At 69.1% G+C, this 20,903-nt stretch carries 18 protein-coding genes and 1 pseudogene; 13 read left to right on the plus strand and 6 right to left on the minus strand.

From position 1 onward, the window contains the following. Positions 1-116: 116 nt before the first annotated feature. The 9 genes from WS46_RS30240 to WS46_RS30280 all read left to right on the plus strand — a co-directional run bounded on the left by WS46_RS30240 (position 117) and on the right by WS46_RS30280 (position 8,826). Entirely contained in the window at positions 117-1,643 is a 1,527-nt protein-coding gene (locus tag WS46_RS30240) for a CYTH and CHAD domain-containing protein (RefSeq protein ID WP_059692952.1), read from the plus strand. Between the two features lie 373 nt (positions 1,644-2,016). Then, the gene (locus WS46_RS30245) at positions 2,017-3,153 is read left to right on the plus strand and encodes a muconate/chloromuconate family cycloisomerase (protein WP_059692955.1); all 1,137 of its coding nucleotides are present in this window, start codon (positions 2,017-2,019) and stop codon (positions 3,151-3,153) included. Positions 3,154-3,198: 45 nt separating this feature from the next. Then, complete coding sequence (catC, locus tag WS46_RS30250; protein WP_059692957.1) at positions 3,199-3,489, plus strand: muconolactone Delta-isomerase; 291 nt, start codon at positions 3,199-3,201, stop codon at positions 3,487-3,489. 73 nt (positions 3,490-3,562) lie between these two features. Continuing rightward, positions 3,563-4,516, plus strand: a complete 954-nt coding sequence (gene catA, locus WS46_RS30255; protein WP_059692959.1) for a catechol 1,2-dioxygenase — start codon at positions 3,563-3,565, stop codon at positions 4,514-4,516. A gap of 117 nt (positions 4,517-4,633) precedes the next feature. Next, positions 4,634-5,992, plus strand: a complete 1,359-nt coding sequence (locus WS46_RS30260) for a Rieske 2Fe-2S domain-containing protein (RefSeq protein ID WP_059692961.1) — start codon at positions 4,634-4,636, stop codon at positions 5,990-5,992. Further along, positions 5,989-6,477, plus strand: a complete 489-nt coding sequence (gene benB, locus WS46_RS30265; protein WP_059692964.1) for a benzoate 1,2-dioxygenase small subunit — start codon at positions 5,989-5,991, stop codon at positions 6,475-6,477. The genes WS46_RS30260 and benB overlap by 4 nt, the downstream gene beginning before the upstream one ends. A gap of 39 nt (positions 6,478-6,516) precedes the next feature. Beyond that, positions 6,517-7,539 (plus strand): benzoate 1,2-dioxygenase electron transfer component BenC, encoded by a 1,023-nt coding sequence (gene benC / locus WS46_RS30270; protein ID WP_059692967.1) that lies wholly within the window; start codon positions 6,517-6,519, stop codon positions 7,537-7,539. After that, positions 7,536-8,312: a benzoate diol dehydrogenase BenD gene (gene benD, locus WS46_RS30275; protein WP_059692969.1), complete on the plus strand. Its 777-nt coding sequence runs from the start codon at positions 7,536-7,538 to the stop codon at positions 8,310-8,312. The genes benC and benD overlap by 4 nt, the downstream gene beginning before the upstream one ends. Positions 8,313-8,427: 115 nt before the next feature. After that, on the plus strand, positions 8,428-8,826 hold the full coding sequence (locus tag WS46_RS30280) for a RidA family protein (protein WP_059693185.1): 399 nt from the start codon (positions 8,428-8,430) through the stop codon (positions 8,824-8,826). 73 nt (positions 8,827-8,899) lie between these two features. On the opposite strand, the gene WS46_RS30285 is transcribed toward WS46_RS30280, so the two are convergent. The 4 genes from WS46_RS30285 to coxB are packed head-to-tail and all read right to left on the minus strand — an operon-like array spanning position 8,900 to position 14,613. Beyond that, a complete protein-coding gene (locus WS46_RS30285; protein ID WP_059692972.1) occupies positions 8,900-10,525 on the minus strand; it encodes a cytochrome c in 1,626 nt (541 codons plus the stop codon). Then, a complete protein-coding gene (locus WS46_RS30290) occupies positions 10,516-10,917 on the minus strand; it encodes a hypothetical protein (protein ID WP_059692974.1) in 402 nt (133 codons plus the stop codon). The genes WS46_RS30285 and WS46_RS30290 overlap by 10 nt, the downstream gene beginning before the upstream one ends. After that, positions 10,914-13,550 (minus strand): cytochrome c oxidase subunit I, encoded by a 2,637-nt coding sequence (gene ctaD, locus WS46_RS30295; RefSeq protein WP_059693187.1) that lies wholly within the window; start codon positions 13,548-13,550, stop codon positions 10,914-10,916. The genes WS46_RS30290 and ctaD overlap by 4 nt, the downstream gene beginning before the upstream one ends. A gap of 13 nt (positions 13,551-13,563) precedes the next feature. Beyond that, positions 13,564-14,613 carry a cytochrome c oxidase subunit II gene (gene coxB / locus WS46_RS30300; RefSeq protein ID WP_059692976.1) on the minus strand — a complete coding sequence of 350 codons (1,050 nt, stop codon included), beginning with the start codon at positions 14,611-14,613 and terminating at the stop codon, positions 13,564-13,566. 282 nt (positions 14,614-14,895) lie between these two features. On the opposite strand from coxB, the pseudogene WS46_RS35745 reads away from it, so the two are divergent. Both WS46_RS35745 and WS46_RS30305 read left to right on the plus strand, forming a co-directional pair. Beyond that, a pseudogene (locus tag WS46_RS35745) lies at positions 14,896-14,991 on the plus strand (SDR family NAD(P)-dependent oxidoreductase); the annotation flags it as partial. 41 nt (positions 14,992-15,032) lie between these two features. Next, positions 15,033-16,811, plus strand: a complete 1,779-nt coding sequence (locus tag WS46_RS30305) for a glycoside hydrolase family 15 protein (RefSeq protein ID WP_059692978.1) — start codon at positions 15,033-15,035, stop codon at positions 16,809-16,811. Positions 16,812-16,885: 74 nt separating this feature from the next. Here the strand turns inward: WS46_RS30305 and WS46_RS30310 are convergent, their stop codons facing one another. Continuing rightward, positions 16,886-18,712: a thiamine pyrophosphate-requiring protein gene (locus WS46_RS30310; RefSeq protein ID WP_059692980.1), complete on the minus strand. Its 1,827-nt coding sequence runs from the start codon at positions 18,710-18,712 to the stop codon at positions 16,886-16,888. 595 nt (positions 18,713-19,307) lie between these two features. Between WS46_RS30310 and WS46_RS30315 the strand changes: the two genes are divergently transcribed. Next, positions 19,308-19,790, plus strand: coding sequence for a BON domain-containing protein (locus WS46_RS30315; protein WP_059692982.1), 483 nt, complete (start codon positions 19,308-19,310; stop codon positions 19,788-19,790). A 122-nt stretch (positions 19,791-19,912) separates the two neighbouring features. Next, on the plus strand, positions 19,913-20,398 hold the full coding sequence (locus WS46_RS30320; RefSeq protein ID WP_059692984.1) for a hypothetical protein: 486 nt from the start codon (positions 19,913-19,915) through the stop codon (positions 20,396-20,398). On the opposite strand, the gene WS46_RS30325 is transcribed toward WS46_RS30320, so the two are convergent. Then, positions 20,373-20,849 (minus strand): NUDIX hydrolase, encoded by a 477-nt coding sequence (locus WS46_RS30325; protein WP_059692988.1) that lies wholly within the window; start codon positions 20,847-20,849, stop codon positions 20,373-20,375. The genes WS46_RS30320 and WS46_RS30325 overlap by 26 nt on opposite strands. Between the last annotated feature and the right edge of the window lie 54 nt (positions 20,850-20,903).

Genomic DNA, 20,903 nt, shown 5'->3' on the forward strand with positions numbered 1-20,903 from the left:
CGCCGGATTCCCGCCGCATCGCGCTGCCGCAGTTTCGCGTCCCGACGCGCACGCGTGGCCGCCGGCACGACCGATCGGGTGTAGCCTGAAACAAGGACACGCACCTCGGAGGCGACATGGAACGGGAGTTGAAACTGCGGATTTCCGCAAAGGATCTCGACAAGCTGCGTCGCGCGCCGTTGCTCGCGCAATCCGGGCGCGCCAGCGCATCGCAACTGCTGACGAGCACCTATTTCGATACGCCCGCGCTCGGCGTGCACCGGTGCGCGGCTTCGCTGCGGGTGCGCTCGTCCGGCGACGAGCGGGTCCAGACGCTGAAGCTGGACGGGGCGTCGCAGGCCGGACTGTTCGACAGGAACGAGTTCGAAACGCCCGTCGATGGCGACGTCCCCGATCTCGCGCCGCTGCGGGAACGCATACCCGACGACAGCGATTGCGGCAGGCTCGTCCGCGACGAGGCGACGGCCGGCCAGCTCGAGCCGGTGTTCGTCACGCGGATCAGGCGGTCGGTCTTTCCGCTGCGCCTGCCGTCCGGAGACGAGCTCGAGGTCGCGCTCGACAAAGGTACCGTGGAAGCGGCGTCGGGTTCGGTCCCGATCGCCGCCGTCGAACTGGAGCTGAAGCGGGGCGAGCCGGAAAGCCTGTACGGCGTCGCGCTGGCCATGCTCGACATCGTGCCATTGCGAATCGATCGCGAGAGCAAGGCCGATCTCGGCTACGGGCTCCTCGTCGGCGAGCACCGCGCGGCCGTCAAGGCGCGGCCGGTGCAACTGAAGAAACGCGATTCGATCGAAGACGCGTTCTGCCGTATCGCGCGCAACTGTCTGGACCAGGTCAACGCGAACGAGCGTGGCGTCGCGTCCGGTCACGACCCGTCGAGCGTGCATCAGATGCGTGTGGGGCTGCGTCGTTTGCGCTCCGCGCTCGACCTGTTCGAGAAAGCGGTTCCCGCGTTTCCCGGCCTTGACGACGAACTGCGCTGGATCGCGTCGGAGCTGGGCACCGCGCGGGACTGGGAAGTGCTCGCGGGAACGACGCTCGAACAGGCCGGCGCCAACGGCCATCCGGACGAGGTTCGTGCTGCCCGCGACGCGTGCGAGCAGATTGCGGTCAGGAACCGGCAGCGCGCCGCCGCCGCGGTCGAATCGGTTCGCTACACGCGGCTCGCGCTGCAACTCGCGTCGTGGTTGAGCCGACAGGGCTGGCGAGCGGGGATGTCCGACGAACAGCGCGCGGCGATCGGTCGGCCGGCGAGGCGGTTTGCCACGGATGTCCTGCGTCGGCGGCATCGCAAGCTGATCGAACGTGGCAAGGGGCTGGCCGATCTCGACGATCGCCGTCGTCACCGTGCGCGCATCGCGGCGAAGAAAGTCCGATACGCGACGGAATTCTTCGCGTCGCTCTGTTCCAGGCGGACCGTCCGGCCCTACGTCGACGCGCTGACCGCGCTTCAGGACGATCTGGGCTGGCGCAACGATGCCGTGGTCGCGGAGCAGCTTCTGAAGGCGCTGCCTCGCACGGCGCCCGCCGCCGCGCCGGGCGCGGCCTTTGCGCGCGGTTTCCTGGCCGCCCGCGTGGCTGCCGATCGTCCGACCATGAAGAAGTTGTGGAAGCGCTTCAGGCGTCTTTCGCCACCGCACTGATCCGGCCACGGGGACGTGGCCGGATCGCGGCGCCTTCGTGCGGAATACGGGCGGCCGGCCACACCGCATTCGCATCAGGAAAACCCTGATCCGCCCACCCCGGACCTCGATTTCCGTCGACGTCGCCCGTCGCCCGCCCCGCGCATTTCATCGCCCGCAAAGCCGCGCCCCGGAAACCCGTTTCGCGCCTTCCATCAAGCCTTTCCGCCACGCCAACCAGACAAAATGGGTATGGCGCAGTGCAATATTTCGCGATTCGCCGCGAATTACGATACCTGCCAGGTATGAAAAAGCGAGATCAAAAGTATTGGACGGTCCATTTCGCCGCCGCGTATAAATCCGTTCCATGAACTCCCCACACGCAGCGTGCCCCATGTCTCCCGTCACCATCGAACGCATTGAAACCCGCCTCGTCGACCTGCCGACGATCCGTCCGCACAAGCTGTCGGTCGCCACGATGCACGGCCAGACGCTGATGCTGGTGAAGGTGACCTGCAGCGACGGCGTGACGGGCACCGGCGAAGGCACGACGATCGCCGGAATGGCCTACGGCCCGGAAAGCCCGGAAGCGATGAAACTCGCGATCGACGCATACCTCGCGCCGGCCATCATCGGCAAGGATGCGACGCGCATCCAGACGCTGATGGCGTTCCTCGGCAAGCTCGCGAAGGTCAATCACTTCGCGAAGAGCGCGCTCGAAACCGCGCTGCTCGACGCGCACGGCAAGCGCCTCGGCGTGCCGGTCAGCGAGCTGCTCGGCGGCCGTCGGCGCGATCGCCTGCCGGTCGCGTGGACGCTCGCATCGGGCAACACGGCGACCGATATCGCCGAAGCCGAGCGGATGCTTGACCTGCGCCGCCACAACGTGTTCAAGCTGAAGATCGGCGCGAAGGCGCTCGACGCGGACATCCGGCACGTGGCCGAGATCAAGCGGGCGGTCGGCGAGCGCGCATCGGTGCGCGTCGACGTGAACATGGCGTGGAGCGAAACGCAGGCCGCGCGCGCGATTCCGGCGCTCGCCGATGCCGGCTGCGAACTGGTCGAGCAGCCGGTCGCGTCGGCCGCGGCGCTCGCACGGCTGATGCGCCGCTTCCCGGTCGCGCTGATGGCCGATGAAATCCTGCAGGGCCCGGACAGCGCGTTCGAGATCGCGAAGCATCACGGCGCGGACGTGTTCGCGATCAAGATCGAGCAGAGCGGCGGCCTCTTCGCGGCGCAGCGCGTCGCGGCGATCGCGGACGCGGCCGGCATCGAGCTGTACGGCGGCACGATGCTCGAAGGCGCGTTCAGCACGGTCGCGTCCGCGCATCTGTTCGCGAGCTTCGCGAACCTGCAGTGGGGCACCGAACTGTTCGGACCGCTACTGATTACCGAAGAGATTCTCACGACCCCGCTCGACTACAGCGATTTCGAACTGACCGTGCCGAGCGGCCCGGGCCTCGGCATCGAGCTCGACGAAGCGAAGGTCGCGCGCTTCACCCGCGACGGGCTGGCGAAAGTCTCCCGCTGACCCGCGACAAATCGCAACAACCCGATCACGCACCAGGACATCACGATGCTTTTCCACGTACGCATGGACGTCAATCTCCCGGCCGACATGCCGGCCGGCGTGGCCGACGAGATCAAGACCCGCGAGAAGGCGTATTCGCAGGCCCTGCAGCGCAGCGGCAAGTGGCGCCACATCTGGCGCATCGCCGGCGAATACGCGAACTACAGCGTGTTCGACGTATCCGGCAACGCCGAGCTGCACGAGATCCTGACCGGTTTGCCGCTGTTCCCGTACATGAAGATTTCGGTGACGCCGTTGTGTCGCCACCCGTCGTCGGTACACGACGGCGACGTTTGAGCCACGGAGCCGCCTCTTCCGCAACGGCGGGCACCGGGTCACCTTTCCCCAAAATACACGTGGAGACACCATCATGAGCGTCAAAGTATTCGAAACCAAGGAAGTGCAGGATCTGCTGAAGGCCGCGTCGAACGCGGGCGGCAATGGCACCAACGGCACCAACGGCGGCGACGCGCGCACGCGGCAGGTCGTGCTGCGGCTGCTCGGCGACCTGTTCAAGGCGATCGACGATCTCGACATCACGCCCGACGAAGTGTGGGCCGGCGTGAACTACCTGAACAAGCTCGGTCAGGACGGCGAGGCGGCGCTGCTCGCGGCCGGCCTTGGTCTCGAGAAGTATCTCGACATCCGGATGGACGCGGAGGACGAGGCGATCGGGCTCGACGGCGGCACGCCGCGCACGATCGAAGGCCCGCTGTACGTCGGCGGCGCGCCGGTGCGCGACGGCGTCGCGAAGATCGACATCGACGCCGACGAAGGCGCGGGCCCGCTCGTGATCCACGGCACGGTCACGGGGCTCGACGGCAAGCCGGTGGCCGGCGCGCTGGTCGAGTGCTGGCACGCGAACTCGCACGGCTTCTACTCGCACTTCGACCCGACCGGCGCGCAGAGCGATTTCAACCTGCGCGGCGCGGTGAAGACGGGCGCGGACGGCAAGTACGAATTCCGCACGCTGATGCCGGTCGGCTACGGCTGCCCGCCGCAGGGCGCGACGCAGCAGCTGCTCGACCGCCTCGGCCGTCACGGCAACCGCCCGGCGCACGTGCATTTCTTCGTGACCAGCGACGGCCACCGCAAGCTGACGACGCAGTTCAACATCGACGGCGACCCGCTGATCTGGGACGACTTCGCGTATGCGACGCGCGAGGAGCTGATTCCGCCCGTCACCGGCAAGACCGGCGGCATCGCGCTCGGGCTGAAGGCCGACGCCTACCAGGACATCGAGTTCAACTTCGTTCTGACGCCGCGCCTCGAGGGCAAGGACAACCAGATCGTCGAACGCCTGCGCGCTTCCGCCACGGCATAACCGCCCGACGGCACGGCGGCGCGCCTGCGCCGCCGCCGGCCGGGTCCCCCGCGAGATTCAATCGATACCGATGCGAGCGTGCTTGCAGGACCCGGCACGCGCACAGGAGGAACCAACATGTCCGCCACGATCGACCACACCACCGAACTGGACCACCTGCTCGCCACCGCCGTGCAGGACGACAAGGAGGCCGGCGTTTTCCGCTGCCGCCGCGACATCTTCACGAACGAGGCGCTGTACGAGCTCGAGATGAAGCACATCTTCGAGGGCAACTGGGTGTACCTCGCGCACGAAAGCCAGATCCCGAACAACAACGATTACTACACGACGTGGATCGGCCGCCAGCCGATCGTCATCACGCGCGACAAGACCGGCGAGCTGCACGCGGTGATCAATGCGTGCGCGCACAAGGGCGCGATGCTGTGCCGCCGCAAGCACGGCAACAAGGGCAGCTTCACGTGCCCGTTCCACGGCTGGACCTTCTCGAACACCGGCAAGCTGCTGAAGGTGAAGGACGAGAAGACGACCGAGTATCCGGTGCAGTTCAACACGCACGGCTCGCACGACCTGAAGAAGGTCGCGCGCTTCCAGAACTATCGCGGCTTCCTGTTCGGCAGCCTCCGCGACGATGTGCTGCCGCTCGAGGACTATCTCGGCGAGGCGCGCGTGATCATCGACCAGATCGTCGACCAGGCGCCGAACGGGCTCGAAGTGCTGCGCGGCAATTCCTCCTACATCTACGAAGGCAACTGGAAGATGCAGATGGAGAACGGCTGCGACGGCTATCACGTGAGCACCGTGCACTGGAACTACGCGGCGACGATGGGCCGCCGCAAGGAAGACGGCACCAAGGCCGTCGACGCGAACAGCTGGAGCAAGTCGGTCGCGGGCGTGTACGGCTTCGACAACGGCCACATCCTGCTGTGGACCAAGACGATGAACCCCGAGGTGCGGCCCGTGTACCAGCACCGCGACGAGATCAAGGCGCGCGTCGGCGACGTGCAGGCCGACTTCATCGTGAACCAGACACGCAACCTGTGCGTGTACCCGAACGTGTTCCTGATGGACCAGTTCAGCACGCAGATCCGCGTGGTGCGTCCGCTCGGCGTCGACAAGACCGAAGTCAGCATCTTCTGTTTCGCGCCGAAGGGCGAGAGCGAGGCCGACCGCACGACGCGCATTCGCCAGTACGAGGACTTCTTCAACGTGACCGGAATGGGCACGGCCGACGACCTCGAGGAGTTCCGCGCATGCCAGGCCGGCTATGCGGGCATCACGGCGATGTGGAATGACCTGTCGCGCGGCGCGCCGCTGTGGATCGACGGGCCGGACGAGAACGCGAAAAGGATGGGGCTGAACCCGCGCATGTCGGGCGAGCGCAGCGAGGACGAAGGGCTGTTCGTGTGCCAGCACGAACACTGGGTGCACGTGATGCGCGATGCACTGAAGAAGGAACGCGGGGAGGGGCAAGCATGAACATCGATTACCGGACCATCTGCGCGGCGCTGTATCGCGAAGCGCGCCTGCTCGACGACCGCGAGTGGGACGAGTGGCTGACCTGCTACACGGAAGACGTCACGTACTGGATGCCCGCGTGGGACGACGACGACCGGACGACCGACGATCCGCGCAGCCAGATCTCGCTGATGTACTACGCGGATCGCGGCGGCCTCGAGGATCGCGTGTTCCGGATCAAGACCGAGCGCAGCGGCGCGTCGACGCCCGAGCCGCGCACCAGCCACAACGTGACGAACGTCGAGGTGCTGGCCGAGCGCGACGGCGAGGTGGACGTGCGCTACAACTTCCACACGCTGAACCACCGCTACCGCGTGACCGATCACTTCTTCGGCACGATGTTCGTCACGTTGCGCCGCTCGGGCGACGCGTGGCTGATCTCGAACAAGAAGATCGTGCTGAAGAACGACTACATCCGGCAGGTGCTCGACGTGTACCACGTCTGACGCCGATCGATTCGACACGTAACACAGGGAGACGATGTCATGTCCACCTACAAGATTGCACTGAACTTCGAGGACGGGGTCACCCGCTTCATCGACTGCAAGGCCGGCGAGAAGGTGCTCGACGCCGCGTTCCGCGCGAAGATCAACCTGCCGATGGACTGTTCCGACGGCGTGTGCGGCACCTGCAAGTGCCGCGCGGAGAGCGGCAGCTATGACCTCGGCGACGATTACATCGACGACGCGCTCACCGAGGACGAGAAGGACGGCGGCCTCGTGCTGACGTGCCAGATGGTGCCGCAAAGCGATTGCGTGATCGCGGTGCCGAGCGCGTCGGTCGCGTGCAAGACGGGCCACGGCGCGTTCGCCGCGACGGTCGCGAAGGTCGAGCCGCACCACGACGCGGCGATCGTGCTCGAACTCGACGTCGATGCGGCCGCTCCCGTGTTCCTGCCCGGCCAGTACGTGAACATCGGCGTGCCGGGCAGCGGCCAGCACCGGTCGTACTCGTTCTCGTCCGCGCCGGGCGACACGAAGATCGGATTCCTGATCAAGAAGATTCCCGGCGGCGTGATGAGCACGTGGCTCGAATCGGCGAAACCCGGCGACACGCTCGAACTGAACGGGCCGCTCGGCAGCTTCTACCTGCGCGATGTGGCGCGGCCGCTGCTGTTCCTCGCGGGCGGCACGGGCCTCGCGCCGTTCCTGTCGATGCTCGAGGTGCTCGCACGCAACGGCTCGCGGCAGAAGGTGCATCTGGTCTACGGCGTGACGCGCGATCTGGACCTGGTGCTGCTCGATGCGATCGAAGCATATGCGGCGAAGCTGCCGAACTTCAGCTTTGCAACGGTCGTTGCCGATGCGGCGTCGAACCATCCGCGCAAGGGGTGGGTCACGCAGCACATTCCGGCCGATGCGCTGAACGACGGCGACGTGGACGTCTACCTGTGCGGACCGCCGCCGATGGTCGACGCGGTGCGCCAGTACTTCGACGACGCAGGCGTGAAGCCGAACAGCTTCCACTACGAGAAGTTCACCCCGAACGTGACGGCAAAGGCGGCATGATGATGCAACGATTCTCCGGAAAGGTCGTCGTCGTCACCGGCGCGGCGCAGGGCATCGGCCGCGGCGTCGCGCTGCGCGCGGCGGCAGAGGGCGGCCGCGTGCTGTTCGTCGATCGCGCGGACTTCGTGGCGGAGGTGGCCGCCGAGGCGCCGGGCGGCAACACGGCCGGATTCGTCGCGGATCTCGAAACCTACGACGGCGCGCGCGCGGCGATGGCGTGCGCGGTCGCGACGTTCGGCCGGATCGATGTGCTGATCAACGGCGTCGGCGGTGCGATCCGGATGCGGCCGTTCGCCGAGTTCGAGCCCGAGCAGATCGACGCGGAAATCCGCCGCTCGCTGATGCCGATGCTCTACAGTTGCCACGCCGTGCTGCCGCATTTGCTGGCCGGGGGCGGCGGCACGATCGTGAACGTATCGTCGAACGCGACGCGCGGCATTCGCCGCGTGCCGTATTCGGCCGCGAAGGGCGGCGTCAACGCGCTGACGGCGGCGCTCGCGATGGAATACGCGGAGCACGGCATCCGCGTGGTCGCGACCGCGCCGGGCGGCACCACGGCGCCGCCGCGCCGCGTGCCGCGCAATGCGGCCGGCGACAATGCGCAGGAACAGGCGTGGATGGCCGAAGCGGTGCGGCAGGTGACCGATTCGACGTTCTTCAAGCGTTACGGCACGCTCGACGAGCAGATCGCGCCGATCCTGTTCCTCGCGTCGGACGAGGCTAGTTACATCACCGGCACGGTGCTGCCCGTCGCGGGCGGCGATACAGGTTGAGCGGCGGGTGGCCTGTTCGCCCGCAGCTTCAGACATGCGCGCGCTCCGGTCACGCGTGCGCGCGATGACCATCGAACAACCGGCCGGTGCGGACAGCCCGGCCACGGAGACACCCATGCGCCAACGCGAAGCGATCATCCCCGCCGGAATGGAAGCCGTGTACGAAAAAATCGGCTATGCGCCGGCGATCAAGGTCGGCGATACCGTGTACGTGTCCGGCCAGATCGGCCGCGACGCGGCGATGCAACTGGTGGAAGAACGCGAGGCGCAGATCGTGCAGGCGTTCGAGAACCTCAAGGTCGTGCTCGAGGCGGCCGGCGCATCGCTCGACGACGTGGTCGACCTGACGACCTTCCATACCGACATGCGCGACCTGCCGCTGTTCATGGCGGTGCGCGACCGTTATCTCCATGCGCATCCGCGGCCGGCGTGGACCGCGGTCGGCGCGCACATGCTCGGCGGGGCGCCCGGTTATATCGTCGAAATCAAGGCGGTTGCCGTGCTGCAGGGATAGTCGCGGCCGCTGCTGGCGAGACGACGCGTTCCGACCGCTCGCGGCGCGCATCGGATGCCGACGTCCGGCCCGTCTACCGCCGGATCGCCGCTCGCAACCGTCTCACGTCCTGCTCCGACACCGGCGCGGCGCGATTTCCCCATGCGCCGCGCACATAGCTGACCACCGCGGCAATCTCGCCGCTCGTCAGCGCGCCGCGCATCGCCGGCATCCGCTGCACCGGCCCGTGCGTGCCGGGCGCCGGCCGAGCCCCTTCGACGACGATCCGGATCGCGCTGGTCGGATCGGCCGCGAGCGCGGCCGAATTGCCGGCGAGCGGCGGCCCGCGATCGGGCACGCCCGCGCCTTCCGCGCCGTGGCAGCGCGCACAGAATCCCGCATATACGCCGGCCCCCGGCGCCTGCTGGCCGCCCTCCGGGCGCGGCCCCGCCGCGGTCAGCCGCGGGACGCCGACGCCGAGCGGATTCGTCGCGGCGGTCGGTTGCGCGGGCAACGATTTGAGGTACACGGCGATCGCGTGACGATCCGCATCCGTCAGCAGCGCAGTGCTTTCGCCGACGACGGGCGCCATCGCGCCGAACACCGCGCCGCGCACCGCATGGCCGCTGCGCAGGAATGCGGCGAGATCGTCGGCGGTCCAGCGGCCGAGGCCGTCCGCGTCCGCGCCGGTGAGGTTCGGTGCGAACCAGTGATCGTTGATGCCGCCGGTGAGAAACGCGGGGCTGCTTTCGTCGTAGCCGCGCTCGTTGTAGGCCGGGCCGCGCGGCGTGTGGCATGCGCCGCAGTGGCCGAGCCCCTGCACGAGATACGCGCCGCGATTCCATTCCGCCGATCGCGACGACTGCGGCACGAACCGGTCGCGGTTCGCGAACGCCAGGCTCCACAACCCGAGCGCCCAGCGCTGGTTGAACGGAAACGGCAGCCGCGTGATTTTTACCGCGTTCGCCGACGGCGCGACGCCACGCATGAAATACGCATACAACGCGCGCACGTCGTCGTCGGACAGGCGCGCGAACGACGGGTAGGGCATCGCAGGATACAGCCGGCTGCCGTCCGCGCGCACGCCGCGCCGCAACGCATCGTCGAACTGGCGCAGCGTGTCGTTGCCGATCCCGTGTACGGGATCCGGCGTGATGTTCGGAGCATAGATCGGTCCGAACGGCGAATTGACCGGCTGGCCGCCGGCGTACGGCGTGTGGTCGGCGGCATCGTGGCAGGCGGCGCAGTCGCCGGCGAGCGCGAGATAGCGGCCGCGCGCGATCGTCGCGGCATCGGCGCTCGCGGCCGCGGCGGCAATCACCGGGCGGCGGGCGGCGGAAGCTGCCGATGCGGGTGAGGTGGACGACGCAGATGCCGGGGGCGAAGCCGATGAAGCGTCCGACGGCGCAGCCAAAGCCTGGCCGGCCGCCGTGTCTCGCCGCTGCGCCAGCCGCGGATCGCGGTTCACCCGGTCCGACATCGACGCGCCGGCGTCGACTGCCGACGCGCGTATCCGCACGAAACGCCAGCCCGACGCGGGCTCGGGCGCCTCCGCCGGAGACGCGGCTTCGGCCGGATCGCCGGCGGGCGCCGCGTGGTCGTCCTGCTGCATGTCGCATGCGCAGAGCGCGGCGCACACGGCGAGCGCGACGCCCGCGCGGCGGCGCCGAACGACGCGCGCGGCACACGAAACACACGAAGCGAACGAGATCAACGCCATGGACTGCACGGCCCCACGAAAGCGGTGACGATTCCCGTGAACACGAGACCGATCACGAACCCGAGCGCGGCGAGCATCCCGCAGCGCGCGAGGAACCGTGTGCTGTCGTCGCGCGTCGCGGCCTGCACGTTCGCGTCGTGCCGGCGTTGCCACGTGCGCACGAGCCAGGCGGCGAACGCCGTCGCCAGCGCGAACGCGCATGCGGCGATCAGCGCGAGCCACACGCCGACGTGCGCCCAGCGCGGCACGGCCTGCGCGACACCGAGCGGATAGCATGCGGTCGACGCGAGCGTCTCGGATGCCAGCATCTGCGCGAACCACAGCGCGGGCGCGCCGACCAGGCCGGCCGCGATTGCGAGCAGGGGTGTCCATGAGCGTCGCGCGCCGTTCATCCCGCGCTCCTGAGCCAGTACGGCGATACGTACAACGCGGTGAAGATGAACAGCCAGACGATGTCGACGAAGTGCCAGTAGAGCCCGCCGACCGTCAGCGCGACGCGCCGTTCGCGGCCGAAGAAGCCGGCGGCGGTCCACCCGGCGAGCAGCGCGAGGATGACGAGACCGGCCCCCACGTGCGCGAGGTGAAAGCCGGTGATCGTGAAGTACAGGCTGCCGTACAGGTGCGCGGTCGGTCCGTACGGATGGTCGTGCCACTCGTGCAGTTGAACGAGCGCGAACGCGACGCCGAGCAGCAGCGCGACGGCGAGCGCGGCCACCGCGCGCAGGCGTCGCTCGGCCCGCACCGCGCGCTCGGCGAACCACACGAACACGCTGCTCGACAGCAGCACGACGGTGTTGCCGGCCGCGAGGCCGATCTTCGGCATCCCGTCGGGCGGCCAGGGCGCGTCCGATTGCGACTGCAGGTAGAAATAGCAGAACAGCAGGTAGCCGAACAGGCCGGCCTCGGTCACGATCAGCGTGATGACGCCCCACCAGCCGCCCGCGCGTTCGCCGCAACTGCCGACCGGCAGCGGTTCGACGCACGCGACCGGCGCACCGGACGGCGCGGTCGCCGAGCGCGGTTCGGCCGGATGCAGGCCGGCCGCTGCAGCCGCCTGGGTGGCGTCGCGGGCCGGAAGGTGCGCACGCTGTCCGAGCGTGCGGCGCGGCCACAGCCACACGGCGGTCCCGATCGCGCAACCGGCGACGGCCGCGCACACGAGCGTCGGCGAGCGCGCCAGCATCGCAGCGAACACGGCGGTCGCGAGCAGCGCGAGCACGAACGGCACGCAGCTGTCCTCGGGCATCTTCAGGATCGCGCTCGGTTTTGCCGCGAGCGGCGTGACCGCGAGCGCCTCGCGCCCGTCGGCGAGCCGATAGCCGACGCGCATGCTGGTGCGCATCGGATCCTCGCGCGTTTCCCACAGCGGGTGCCGCGACGCGACGAGCGGCAGCACCGCGAAGTTGTAGACGGGCGTCGGCGACGCGACCGACCATTCGAGCCCGGCGGCGCCCCACGGATTCTCGCCGGCGCGCGCGCCGCGCCGCGCGCTGACGAGCGCGTTGACGACGAACATCACGATTCCGATGCCGAACACGAACGAGCCGATCGTCGTCAGCAGATTCGACGTGTCCCAGCCCATCCCGGACGGGTAGGTGTAGATGCGGCGCGGCATCCCGAGCAACCCGGAGACGTGCATCGGGAAGAAGCCGAGGTTGAAGCCGACCAGCACGATCCAGAACGTCAGCTTGCCGAAGCATTCGTTCATCATCCGCCCGGTGAATTTCGGGAACCAGTACGTGACACCGCCGAGCACGGGGAAGACGTTGATGCCGAGCAGCACGTAGTGCAGGTGCGCGACGACGAAATACGTGTCGGTCAGTTGCCAATCGAGCGGCACCGCGGCCGTCATCACGCCGGATACGCCGCCGATCACGAACATCAGCACGAAGCCCGCGAAATACAGGAACGGCGTGCGGAACACCGGACGGCCCGTCCAGATCGTCGCGAGCCACGCGAACACCGCGACCGCGCTCGGGATCGAGATCAGCATGCTCGCCGCGCCGAAGAACGCGAGCGCGAGCGGCGCGATGCCGGTCGCGAACATGTGGTGGACCCACACTTCGAAGCCGATCAGCATCGTCGCCACCGTCGATACCGCGACGGCTTCGTATGCGACGAGCGGCCGCCGGCAGAAAGTCGGCAGCGCGTCCGACACGATCCCCATCGCGGGCAGCACGACCACGTAGACCCACGGGTGCGCGAACATCCAGAACAGGTGCTGCCACAACAGCGGCCGCCCGCCGTTCGCGACGTCGAAGAAGTGCGTGCCGGCATTGCGGTCGAGCCACAGCAGCAGGAACGCGAGGCTGACGGACGGCACCGCGACGAGGTTCGCCACCGATGCGGTGAGCGTGCCCCACACGATGATCGGCAGCCGGTCGATCGACATCCCGTGCGCGCGCATCCGCAGCAGCGTGACGACGAAGTTCGCGGCGCCGCCGGTCGTCGAGATGCCGAGCAGGATCATGCCGAGCGCATAGATGTCGATGTTCGCACCGGCGCTGTAATCGAGCGACGTGAGCGGCACGTAGTTGAACCAGCCGCCGTCCGGCACGGCGCCGAGCGGAAAGCTCGCATACAGGAACAGGCCGGCGAACAGGAACGCCCAGTACGAGAACGCGTTCAGCCTCGGGAACGCCATGTCGCGCGAGCCGAGCATCAGCGGCCACAGGTAGTTCGCGAAGCCGGACAGCACCGGCAGCGCGTACAGGAAGATCATCGTGACGCCGTGCATCGTGAACAGCGAGTCGTACTGCGCGGGCGTGAGCACCGTCGCATTCGGCCGCGCGAGCTGGATGCGCATCGCGAGCGCCTCGACGCCGCCGAGCAGCAGGAACGCGAACGCGGTGACGATGTAGCGCAGCCCGATGCGCTTGTGGTCGACCGTGCCGAGCCAGCCGCGCCAGCCGGGTTCGGATTCCCACAGCGCAGCCAGTTCGCGCTCGTGCGTGGAGCCCGGCGGCGCTTCGCCGAGGTCGGGCACGCGGCTGAGCGGAGCGGGCGTGTCGCGGGCAACGGCCATCGTCATTCTCCGTTCAGTGCAGCGTTGCGAGATAGGCGGCGAGATCGTCGGCGTCGCGTGGCGCGAGCGCGAACGACGGCATCAGCGTCTGCGGCTTGATCTGCTGCGCATGCGCGATCCAGCGCCGCAGGTTGTCGGGCGTGTTGTCGAGCGTGCCGGCCGCGAGCAGCCGGCGCGACCCGAGATGCGACAGGTCGGGGCCCGCGTCGCCGGCCGCGTCGGTGCCGCGCACCGTGTGGCAACCCGCGCAGCGCGCGTCGAACACGTGCCGGCCGCGGCGCTCGGCGCCGACGGCGGGCGCCGGCGCCGGCTGCCGCTGCGCGGCGAGCCACGCGCGAAACGCGTCGGGCGGCTCGGCCACGACCTCGAACGCCATGTGCGCATGCTGCGCGCCGCAATACTGCGAGCACTGTCCGCGGTACACGCCCGGCCGGTCGGCCTGCAGCCACTGATGATTCGTCTGGCCGGGAATCGTCTGCGTCTTGCCGGCCAGTTGCGGGACCCAGAACGCATGGATCACGTCCGCGCTTTTCAGTTCGACCGCGACGGATTCGCCGACCGGGATGTGGAGTTCGTTCGCGGTGACGAACGCAGTGCCGCCCGCGTCGTCCGGATAGCGGACGGCCCACCACCAGTCGTGTGCGGTCACGACGATCGTGAGCGCGGGTGGATGCGGCGGCGACGCCACCGCGCCCAGCACGCGCAGCATGTACACGAGCGCGCCGAACAGCAGCACGATCGAGATCGCGGAGCCGACCGTGACGATCGCCAGCCCGCTGTCGTGGCCGCCGCCCGCATGCGTGCGGCGGCGAAACATCGCAATCAGCAGCAGCACCGCGATCGCGATGCACACGAACGTGCACAGCGCGAGCAGCGCCCAGCCAAGCACGAACACCGGCCGGGCAGCCGGGCCCGCCGCATGCGCGACGTAAGCGAGCGGTAGCGGCCCGGCCGGTGCGTCGGGCTCGCTGGCGGCGCGCGCGGCGGCCATGGGAGCGGCGAGGCACGCGGTCGCGGCGAGGCGAACGATACGGCGCGCTTTCTCGGGTGGCGGGACGGGCAACAGGGCTCCTTTTCGGATTCGGCGGCGTGACGACAGCCGTTCGACAACCGTTCGCGGCGGAGCAATTTCCGTGCGTGCGCCGTGTCGGCATCGCGGCCCGGGCGTTGTCCGTGCAACGGGCTGCGCGTTACAGCCGGCTTGTAAATTTGGCGACCGTTCACGGCGTGCTCGGAGCACGGTGCGCGGCACATTGCTTGCTACCCCGATCGTGTTCTGGCAGGCGGTTCAGGGAATGTTCCGGCCGCGTGCCGCCAACCGCGAGAAAAACCGGAGGAATCGACCGTGAAGACCGTCGCGATCACCGGTGCGAGCGCCGGCGTCGGCCGCGCGACCGCCCATGCGTTTGCGCGGCGCGGCGCGAACGTCGCGCTGCTCGCGGCGGGTTTCGTCGCCGCGCGCAAGCTGAACCGGTGAGCGCGATGAGGATCGAGGATTACGCACTGATCGGCGATGGCCGCAGCGCCGCGCTCGTCGCGCTCGACGGCAGCATCGACTGGCTGTGCTGGCCGGACTTCGACTCGCCGCCATGCTTTGCCGCCCTCGTCGGCACGCCCGACAACGGCCGTTTCCGTATCGCGCCGCGCGAGCCGGATGCGCGCGCGACGCGCCGCTACCTGCCTGGCACCGCGGTGCTCGAAACGACGTTCGAGACGTCGTTGGGCTGTGTCGTCATGATCGACTGGATGAGCTGGGATGCGCGCGACCCGTGCGTCATCCGCAGCGTGCGCGGCGAGCGCGGCACGGTCGAGCTCGACGTCGATCTCGGCGTGCGCTTCGACTACGGCCACGCGTTGCCGTGGTGCCGCCGTCTCGGCCGGCGCTGGCGGATGATGACGGGCGGCGACGCGATGTGGCTCGATACCGACGTGCACCTCGACGTGCGGGACGACCGGCTCGTCGGCGCGCCGCGAATCGCCGCGGGCGCGCGCGCGGATTTCTGCATCAGCTACGCGCGTTCGTACGACCGGCCGCCGTCGTTGCCGGATCCGTACGCGTCGTTGCGCGACACGCAGGCGTTCTGGCGCGTCTGGTCGAAGTGCAATGCGGCACAAGGCCCGTATCGCGACGCGATCGAGCGCGCCCTGATCACGGTGAAGCTGCTGTCGAGCTTGCGCACCGGCGGCATCGTCGCGGCGCCGACGAGCTCGCTGCCCGAACGCTTCGGCGGCGTGCGCAACTGGGATTACCGGTTCTGCTGGCTGCGCGACGCGAGCTTCACGCTGCGCGCGCTGGTGCGCTGCGGCTACCGCGAGGAGGCCGCGCGCTGGCGAGACTGGCTGGTGCGCGCGATCGCCGATCACCCGGCGCAATTGCAGGTGCTGTACGCGGCCGACGGCGGCCGGCGCGCGGACGAATGGTCGGCCGCGCACCTGGCCGGTTACGAAGGCGCGCGGCCGGTGCGCTTCGGCAACGCGGCGGCCGAGCAACTGCAGCTGGACGTCTACGGCGAGGTGCTGGCCGCGCTGTACCAGGCGCGCCGGCACGGGCTGCCGCCCGACGACGATGCGTGGACCCTCGAGCGGCGGCTGCTCGACCATCTCGCGACGATCTGGCGCGAGCCGGACGAGGGAATCTGGGAGGTGCGCAGCGGCCGGCACCCGTTTACGTCGTCGAAGGTGATGGTGTGGGCGGCCGTCGAAAGTGCGTATCGTTCCGCGCGCGCGTTCGGCCATCACGCGCCGCTCGATGAGTGGCGGCGCTGGGCCGACACCGTGCACGCGGATGTGCTCGCCCGTGGCTATCACCCGAAACTCGGCCGCTTCGTCGACCGCTACGACGGCGACGGGCTCGACGTGAGCCTGCTGCTGATTCCGCTGACGGGGATGCTTGACGCGTCGGATCCGCGCGTCGCGGCGACGGTCGCCGCGATCGAGCGCGAGCTGGTCGAGGATGGCCTGCCGTTCCGTTATCGCCCTCCGCGTTTCAAGGATGGTTGCGAAGGCAACGAGGGTGCGTTCGTCGCAGCCGGCTTCTGGCTCGCGCAGGTTTACCAGATGCAGGGCCGCGACGCCGACGCGCACGCGCTGTTCGAGCGGCTGCTGGGCCTGCGCAATGACGTCGGGCTGCTGTCGGAAGAGTACGACGTGAAGGCGCGGCGCATGTGCGGGAATTTTCCGTTTACGCTTGCGCAGGTCGGGCTGGTCAACGCGGCGCTCGCGCTGGAGGGCGACTGGCGCGACGACGTCGATACCGGCTGACGTGCCGCACCGCGCCGTACGCGACGGGGCAGCACGACACGACGCACGCTTCGTGTCGTCCCGCCCGTCATGTGCTACGACTCGTGTCTACCTCCCTTGCCGCCGTGCTCGCCGTTGCCCGGCAGCACGGCCGACAATACCTGCCGCGCGGTCTCGACGATCACGTTCGCTTCGCGCGGGTCGCCCTTCACCAACGTTTCGGCAAAATGCTTCGCCTGCTGCAGCGTCACGTGCGGCGGCAGCGGCGGCACTTCCGGATCGCTCTTGACCTCGAGCACGACCGGCCGGTCCGACGCGAGCGCCTCGTCCCATGCGGCGCCGAGCTGTTCCGGATCGTCGACGTAGATGCCCTTCAGCCCGAGCAGCGTCGCGAAGCGGTAGTACGGCACGTTCGGAATCTGCTGCGACGCGTCGAGCTTCGGATCGCCTTCCATCACGCGCTGTTCCCACGTCACCTGGTTCAGATCCTCGTTGTTCAGCACCATGCAGATCCAGCGCGGGTCGGGCCATTGCCGCCAGTACTTCGCGACCGTGATCAGCTCGGCCATGTTGTTCATCTGCATCGCGCCGTCGCCGACCATCGCGATCACCGGGCGCGCCGGGTACGCGAACTTCGCGGCGATCGCGTACGGCACGGCCGCGCCCATCGACGCGAGCCCGCCCGACAGCGAACCCATCATCCCGCGTCGCATCGTCAGGTCGCGCGCATACCAGTTCGCGCAGGAGCCCGAATCACTCGTCAGGATCACGTCGTCGGGCAACCGTGGCGACAGCTCGGTGAACGCGCGCTGCGGATTCACGCCGCGCCCGGCGCTCGCCTTTGCGGCCGCGCGCGCGGCCAGCGTCTCGTGCCAGTCCGCGTTCCATTTCGCGATCTGGTCGCGCCAACTCGTGTCGTGCCGTTCCTTCAACAGCGGCAGCAGCGCGCGCAACGTCTCGGCGCTGTCGCCGACGAGATTGACCTCCATCGGGTAGCGCAGGCTCAGCATGTCGGCCTTCAGGTCGATCTGCACGCCGCGCGCCTGGCCTTCCTTCGGCAGGAATTCCGAGTACGGGAAGCCCGAGCCGACGACGAGCAGCGTGTCGCATTCGGTCATCAGTTCGTCGCTCGGCTTCGTGCCGAGCAGCCCGATGGAGCCCGTGACCCACGGCAGGTCGTCCGGCAGCGCGGCCTTGCCGAGCAGCGCCTTCGCGGCGCCCGCGCCGAGCCGGTCGGCCACCGCGATCACCTCGTCGGTCGCGCGCAGCGCGCCCGCGCCGACCAGCATCGCGACCTTCTTGCCGGCATTGAGCACGTCGGCCGCGCGCTGCAGGTCGTCGGCGTAGGGCACCACCTTCGGCGGCGTGTAGCCGACCCCCGAGTGCACGGTGCCGTGCGCGCGCTTCGGCGGCGCGTAGTCGAGCTCCTGCAGGTCGTTCGGCAGCACCAGCGCGGTCACCGTGCGCGCGCCGAGCGCGATGCGCACCGCGCGGTCGACCAGGTGGCGCACCTGGCCCGGGACGACGGCAAGCTGGACGAATGCGCCCGCAACGTCCTTGAACAGCGCCGGCAGGTCGACTTCCTGCTGATAGTGGCCGCCGAGCGCCGCGCGCGCCTGCTGACCGACGATCGCGAGCACCGGCATGTGGTCGAGCCGCGCGTCGTACAGGCCGGTCACGAGGTGCGAGGCGCCGGGGCCCGAGGTCGCGACGCATACGCCGAGCTCGCCTGTAAATTTTGCATGTGCCGACGCCATGAAGGCCGCCATCTCCTCGTGGCGCGCCTGAATGAATTCGATCTTGCCCTGCGCCCGGCCGAGCGCGCCGAAGAAGCCGTTGATGCCGTCGCCCGGGTAGCCGTACACGCGGCGCACGCCCCAGTCGTACAGCCGTTCGACGATGAAATCCGCCACTGTCGCCATGCCGTTTCTCCTTGGTTCGGGAAGAGCCGATGAGCCGCGCAGGCGATCGTCGTGCGCGGCGCTGGCGGGCGTCGCGCAAGGCATGTGCCGCGCGGCCGCATCGGGCACGGGTGGTGAACGCAGGCGCTGCGGGCAAAGGCAGGCAATCCGGCGCGCAACGAAGGCGCTTTTCGCGGTATCGGCGATCGACGACGTGCGAGACCCGGACGCGCGATCTCTAGATCGCAACTAACGGTCAACCACGCTCCCGCCCGCCACACGATGCGCCCGCGACGCGACGGTGCCGTGTTGCCCGACGCTCATGCATCAACTGCGTTTGCAGGGGACGGCCGGATCCCGTACCGCGTCGTTCCGGACACGTCAACGACGCTCGCACCGGCTTTCACGCCCGGCGTCCCCGTTGCCGACGGCGCTCGCCGAACGCGGAATTTTCAAGCGCTTGTCATTTCGATCGCACGGTTGCAGAGGGGCACGCGCTCCGGATGCCGCGCGGGCGGGCGCGCACCGCCGCGGCGGCAGCGTCGCGGTAAGGAACGGCACATGCTGCCCGTGTCGACGAAGCCCGGCGGTTCCGGGTATCGACTACGGTGCTCCCATGACTTCCAGAACTCGCTCGATCAATCCATTGTTGAATCTCGCGGTGGCCGTCGCATGCGGCGCGGCGGCGATGTACTTTTTCGATCCGGCATCGGGCCGGCGGCGGCGCGCGTACGTGCGGGACAAGGCCGCCGCGGGCCGGCACGGCGTGGTCGACTACGCGAACACGCAGGCGAAGCGCGCGGCCGACCATGCGCGCGGCGCGATCGCGGGACTGCGCGCCGACTGGCTCGCGGGCGACGCGAACGACGCCCAGGTCACCGAACGCGTGCGTGCCGCGCTGGGTCATCTGGCCGGGCATCCGCGCGACGTCGACGTGACCGTCGAGCACGGGCACGTGCGCCTGAGCGGGCAGGTTGAAGAAGCGGAACGGCACGCCGTCGTCGACGGTGTGGCCGCGCTGCGCGGCGTGCAGACCGTCGAGGATGCGATGGGCGCGCGTAGCGAATACAAGGCGCCGCCCGGCGGCCCGATGCACTGACGTCGGCATCGGCCGCGTGCCGGCGGGTGCGGCAAACGCGGTAAACGAGGCACGACGCGAATTCGGCGCGCGCGTGGCTGCCGCAACGTCGGCCACGCCGCGCCCCATCCGGAGAACAGCTGATGACCGATCGCCCGATTTCCGCCACGACGCCTCCCGCACCGGAGCCCGATGCGCACCACGCGCTCGAAAGCCTGCTGGGCAGCCTCCACCGCCATGGCTTCTTGCGTTTCGCGAACGAAGTCGTCAGCGCGAATGCGCAGATGGCCGAGACGTTCGTCGATGCGTTCGACAAGCCCGGCATGCAGAGCGGCGTGCAGAATCTCGCCGCGCTGCTGATGGCGCTGTCGCGGATTCCGCCGGAGCAGTTCGGCAGGGCCGTGTTCGCGGCCGCCGACGCGCTGCATCACGTCGGCGCGTGGAAGCCGGACGAGCACGAGCACGTCGCGCCCGGCGTGCGCGGCGCATACCGGCTGCTGCACGACGAAGCGCTGTGGGATGCGCTGACGCCGTTGCTCGAAGCGTTGAAGGTGTTTGCGCAAGGGCTCGCGCGCGAGCCGCGCAATCCGGCGAGCCCGTCGGTCAGCGAGCGGCCGACGGGCGCGTGACCGCGGCGAGCGCAGGTAAGCCGCGTTGCCCGCACAGCGCCGAGAGCTGATGCACGATGCGCTGCGTCGGCGTGCTCGCCGGCCACCGCGCGACCGCGTCGAAGCCGACCCAGCGGCACAGCGCGATCTCGTGCCCGGGGCACGCGTGCCGGCCGGGCGGCATGCGCGCGACGAAGACGTGATGACGCTTCACGCTGCCGTCCACGAAGAAGCAATACGCAAGCTCGAGATCGGCGAGTCCCGTTTCCTCCTGTAATTCGCGACGCGCGGCGTCGAGCGCCGATTCGCCGCGCCGAATCACGCCGCCCGGCAGTGTCCAGCGCGACGAGGGACGGCGCGCGACCAGCAATACGCGATCGTTGCGATGGCACACGATCGTCGCGCGCTCCTTCGCAAGCGGCGCGAGCGGCACCGCGCGCACCGGGAAGGCGGTCGGATCGGGGAGTGTCATGTCCAGCGGGCGACGGGTAAGGGCACGGTCCATGATCCCATCGGGCAAGGGGCG

The sequence above is a fragment of the Burkholderia sp. RF4-BP95 genome (genome assembly GCF_001521985.1).
Taxonomy (GTDB): domain Bacteria; phylum Pseudomonadota; class Gammaproteobacteria; order Burkholderiales; family Burkholderiaceae; genus Burkholderia; species Burkholderia diffusa.

Excerpts from the sequence above, each read along its gene's own strand:
- benD (WP_059692969.1), top strand. The coding sequence starts at position 7,536 with ATGATGATGCAACGATTCTCCGGAAAGGTCGTCGTCGTCACCGGCGCG.
- WS46_RS30305 (WP_059692978.1), top strand. The coding sequence starts at position 15,033 with ATGAGGATCGAGGATTACGCACTGATCGGCGATGGCCGCAGCGCCGCG.
- WS46_RS30260 (WP_059692961.1), top strand. The coding sequence starts at position 4,634 with ATGTCCGCCACGATCGACCACACCACCGAACTGGACCACCTGCTCGCC.
- catC (WP_059692957.1), top strand. The coding sequence starts at position 3,199 with ATGCTTTTCCACGTACGCATGGACGTCAATCTCCCGGCCGACATGCCG.
- ctaD (WP_059693187.1), bottom strand. The coding sequence starts at position 13,550 with ATGGCCGTTGCCCGCGACACGCCCGCTCCGCTCAGCCGCGTGCCCGAC.
- WS46_RS30325 (WP_059692988.1), bottom strand. The coding sequence starts at position 20,849 with ATGACACTCCCCGATCCGACCGCCTTCCCGGTGCGCGCGGTGCCGCTC.
- catA (WP_059692959.1), top strand. The coding sequence starts at position 3,563 with ATGAGCGTCAAAGTATTCGAAACCAAGGAAGTGCAGGATCTGCTGAAG.
- WS46_RS30290 (WP_059692974.1), bottom strand. The coding sequence starts at position 10,917 with ATGAACGGCGCGCGACGCTCATGGACACCCCTGCTCGCAATCGCGGCC.
- benB (WP_059692964.1), top strand. The coding sequence starts at position 5,989 with ATGAACATCGATTACCGGACCATCTGCGCGGCGCTGTATCGCGAAGCG.
- WS46_RS30315 (WP_059692982.1), top strand. The coding sequence starts at position 19,308 with ATGACTTCCAGAACTCGCTCGATCAATCCATTGTTGAATCTCGCGGTG.
- WS46_RS30240 (WP_059692952.1), top strand. The coding sequence starts at position 117 with ATGGAACGGGAGTTGAAACTGCGGATTTCCGCAAAGGATCTCGACAAG.
- WS46_RS30245 (WP_059692955.1), top strand. The coding sequence starts at position 2,017 with ATGTCTCCCGTCACCATCGAACGCATTGAAACCCGCCTCGTCGACCTG.
- benC (WP_059692967.1), top strand. The coding sequence starts at position 6,517 with ATGTCCACCTACAAGATTGCACTGAACTTCGAGGACGGGGTCACCCGC.
- WS46_RS30320 (WP_059692984.1), top strand. The coding sequence starts at position 19,913 with ATGACCGATCGCCCGATTTCCGCCACGACGCCTCCCGCACCGGAGCCC.
- WS46_RS30285 (WP_059692972.1), bottom strand. The coding sequence starts at position 10,525 with ATGGCGTTGATCTCGTTCGCTTCGTGTGTTTCGTGTGCCGCGCGCGTC.
- WS46_RS30280 (WP_059693185.1), top strand. The coding sequence starts at position 8,428 with ATGCGCCAACGCGAAGCGATCATCCCCGCCGGAATGGAAGCCGTGTAC.
- WS46_RS30310 (WP_059692980.1), bottom strand. The coding sequence starts at position 18,712 with ATGGCGACAGTGGCGGATTTCATCGTCGAACGGCTGTACGACTGGGGC.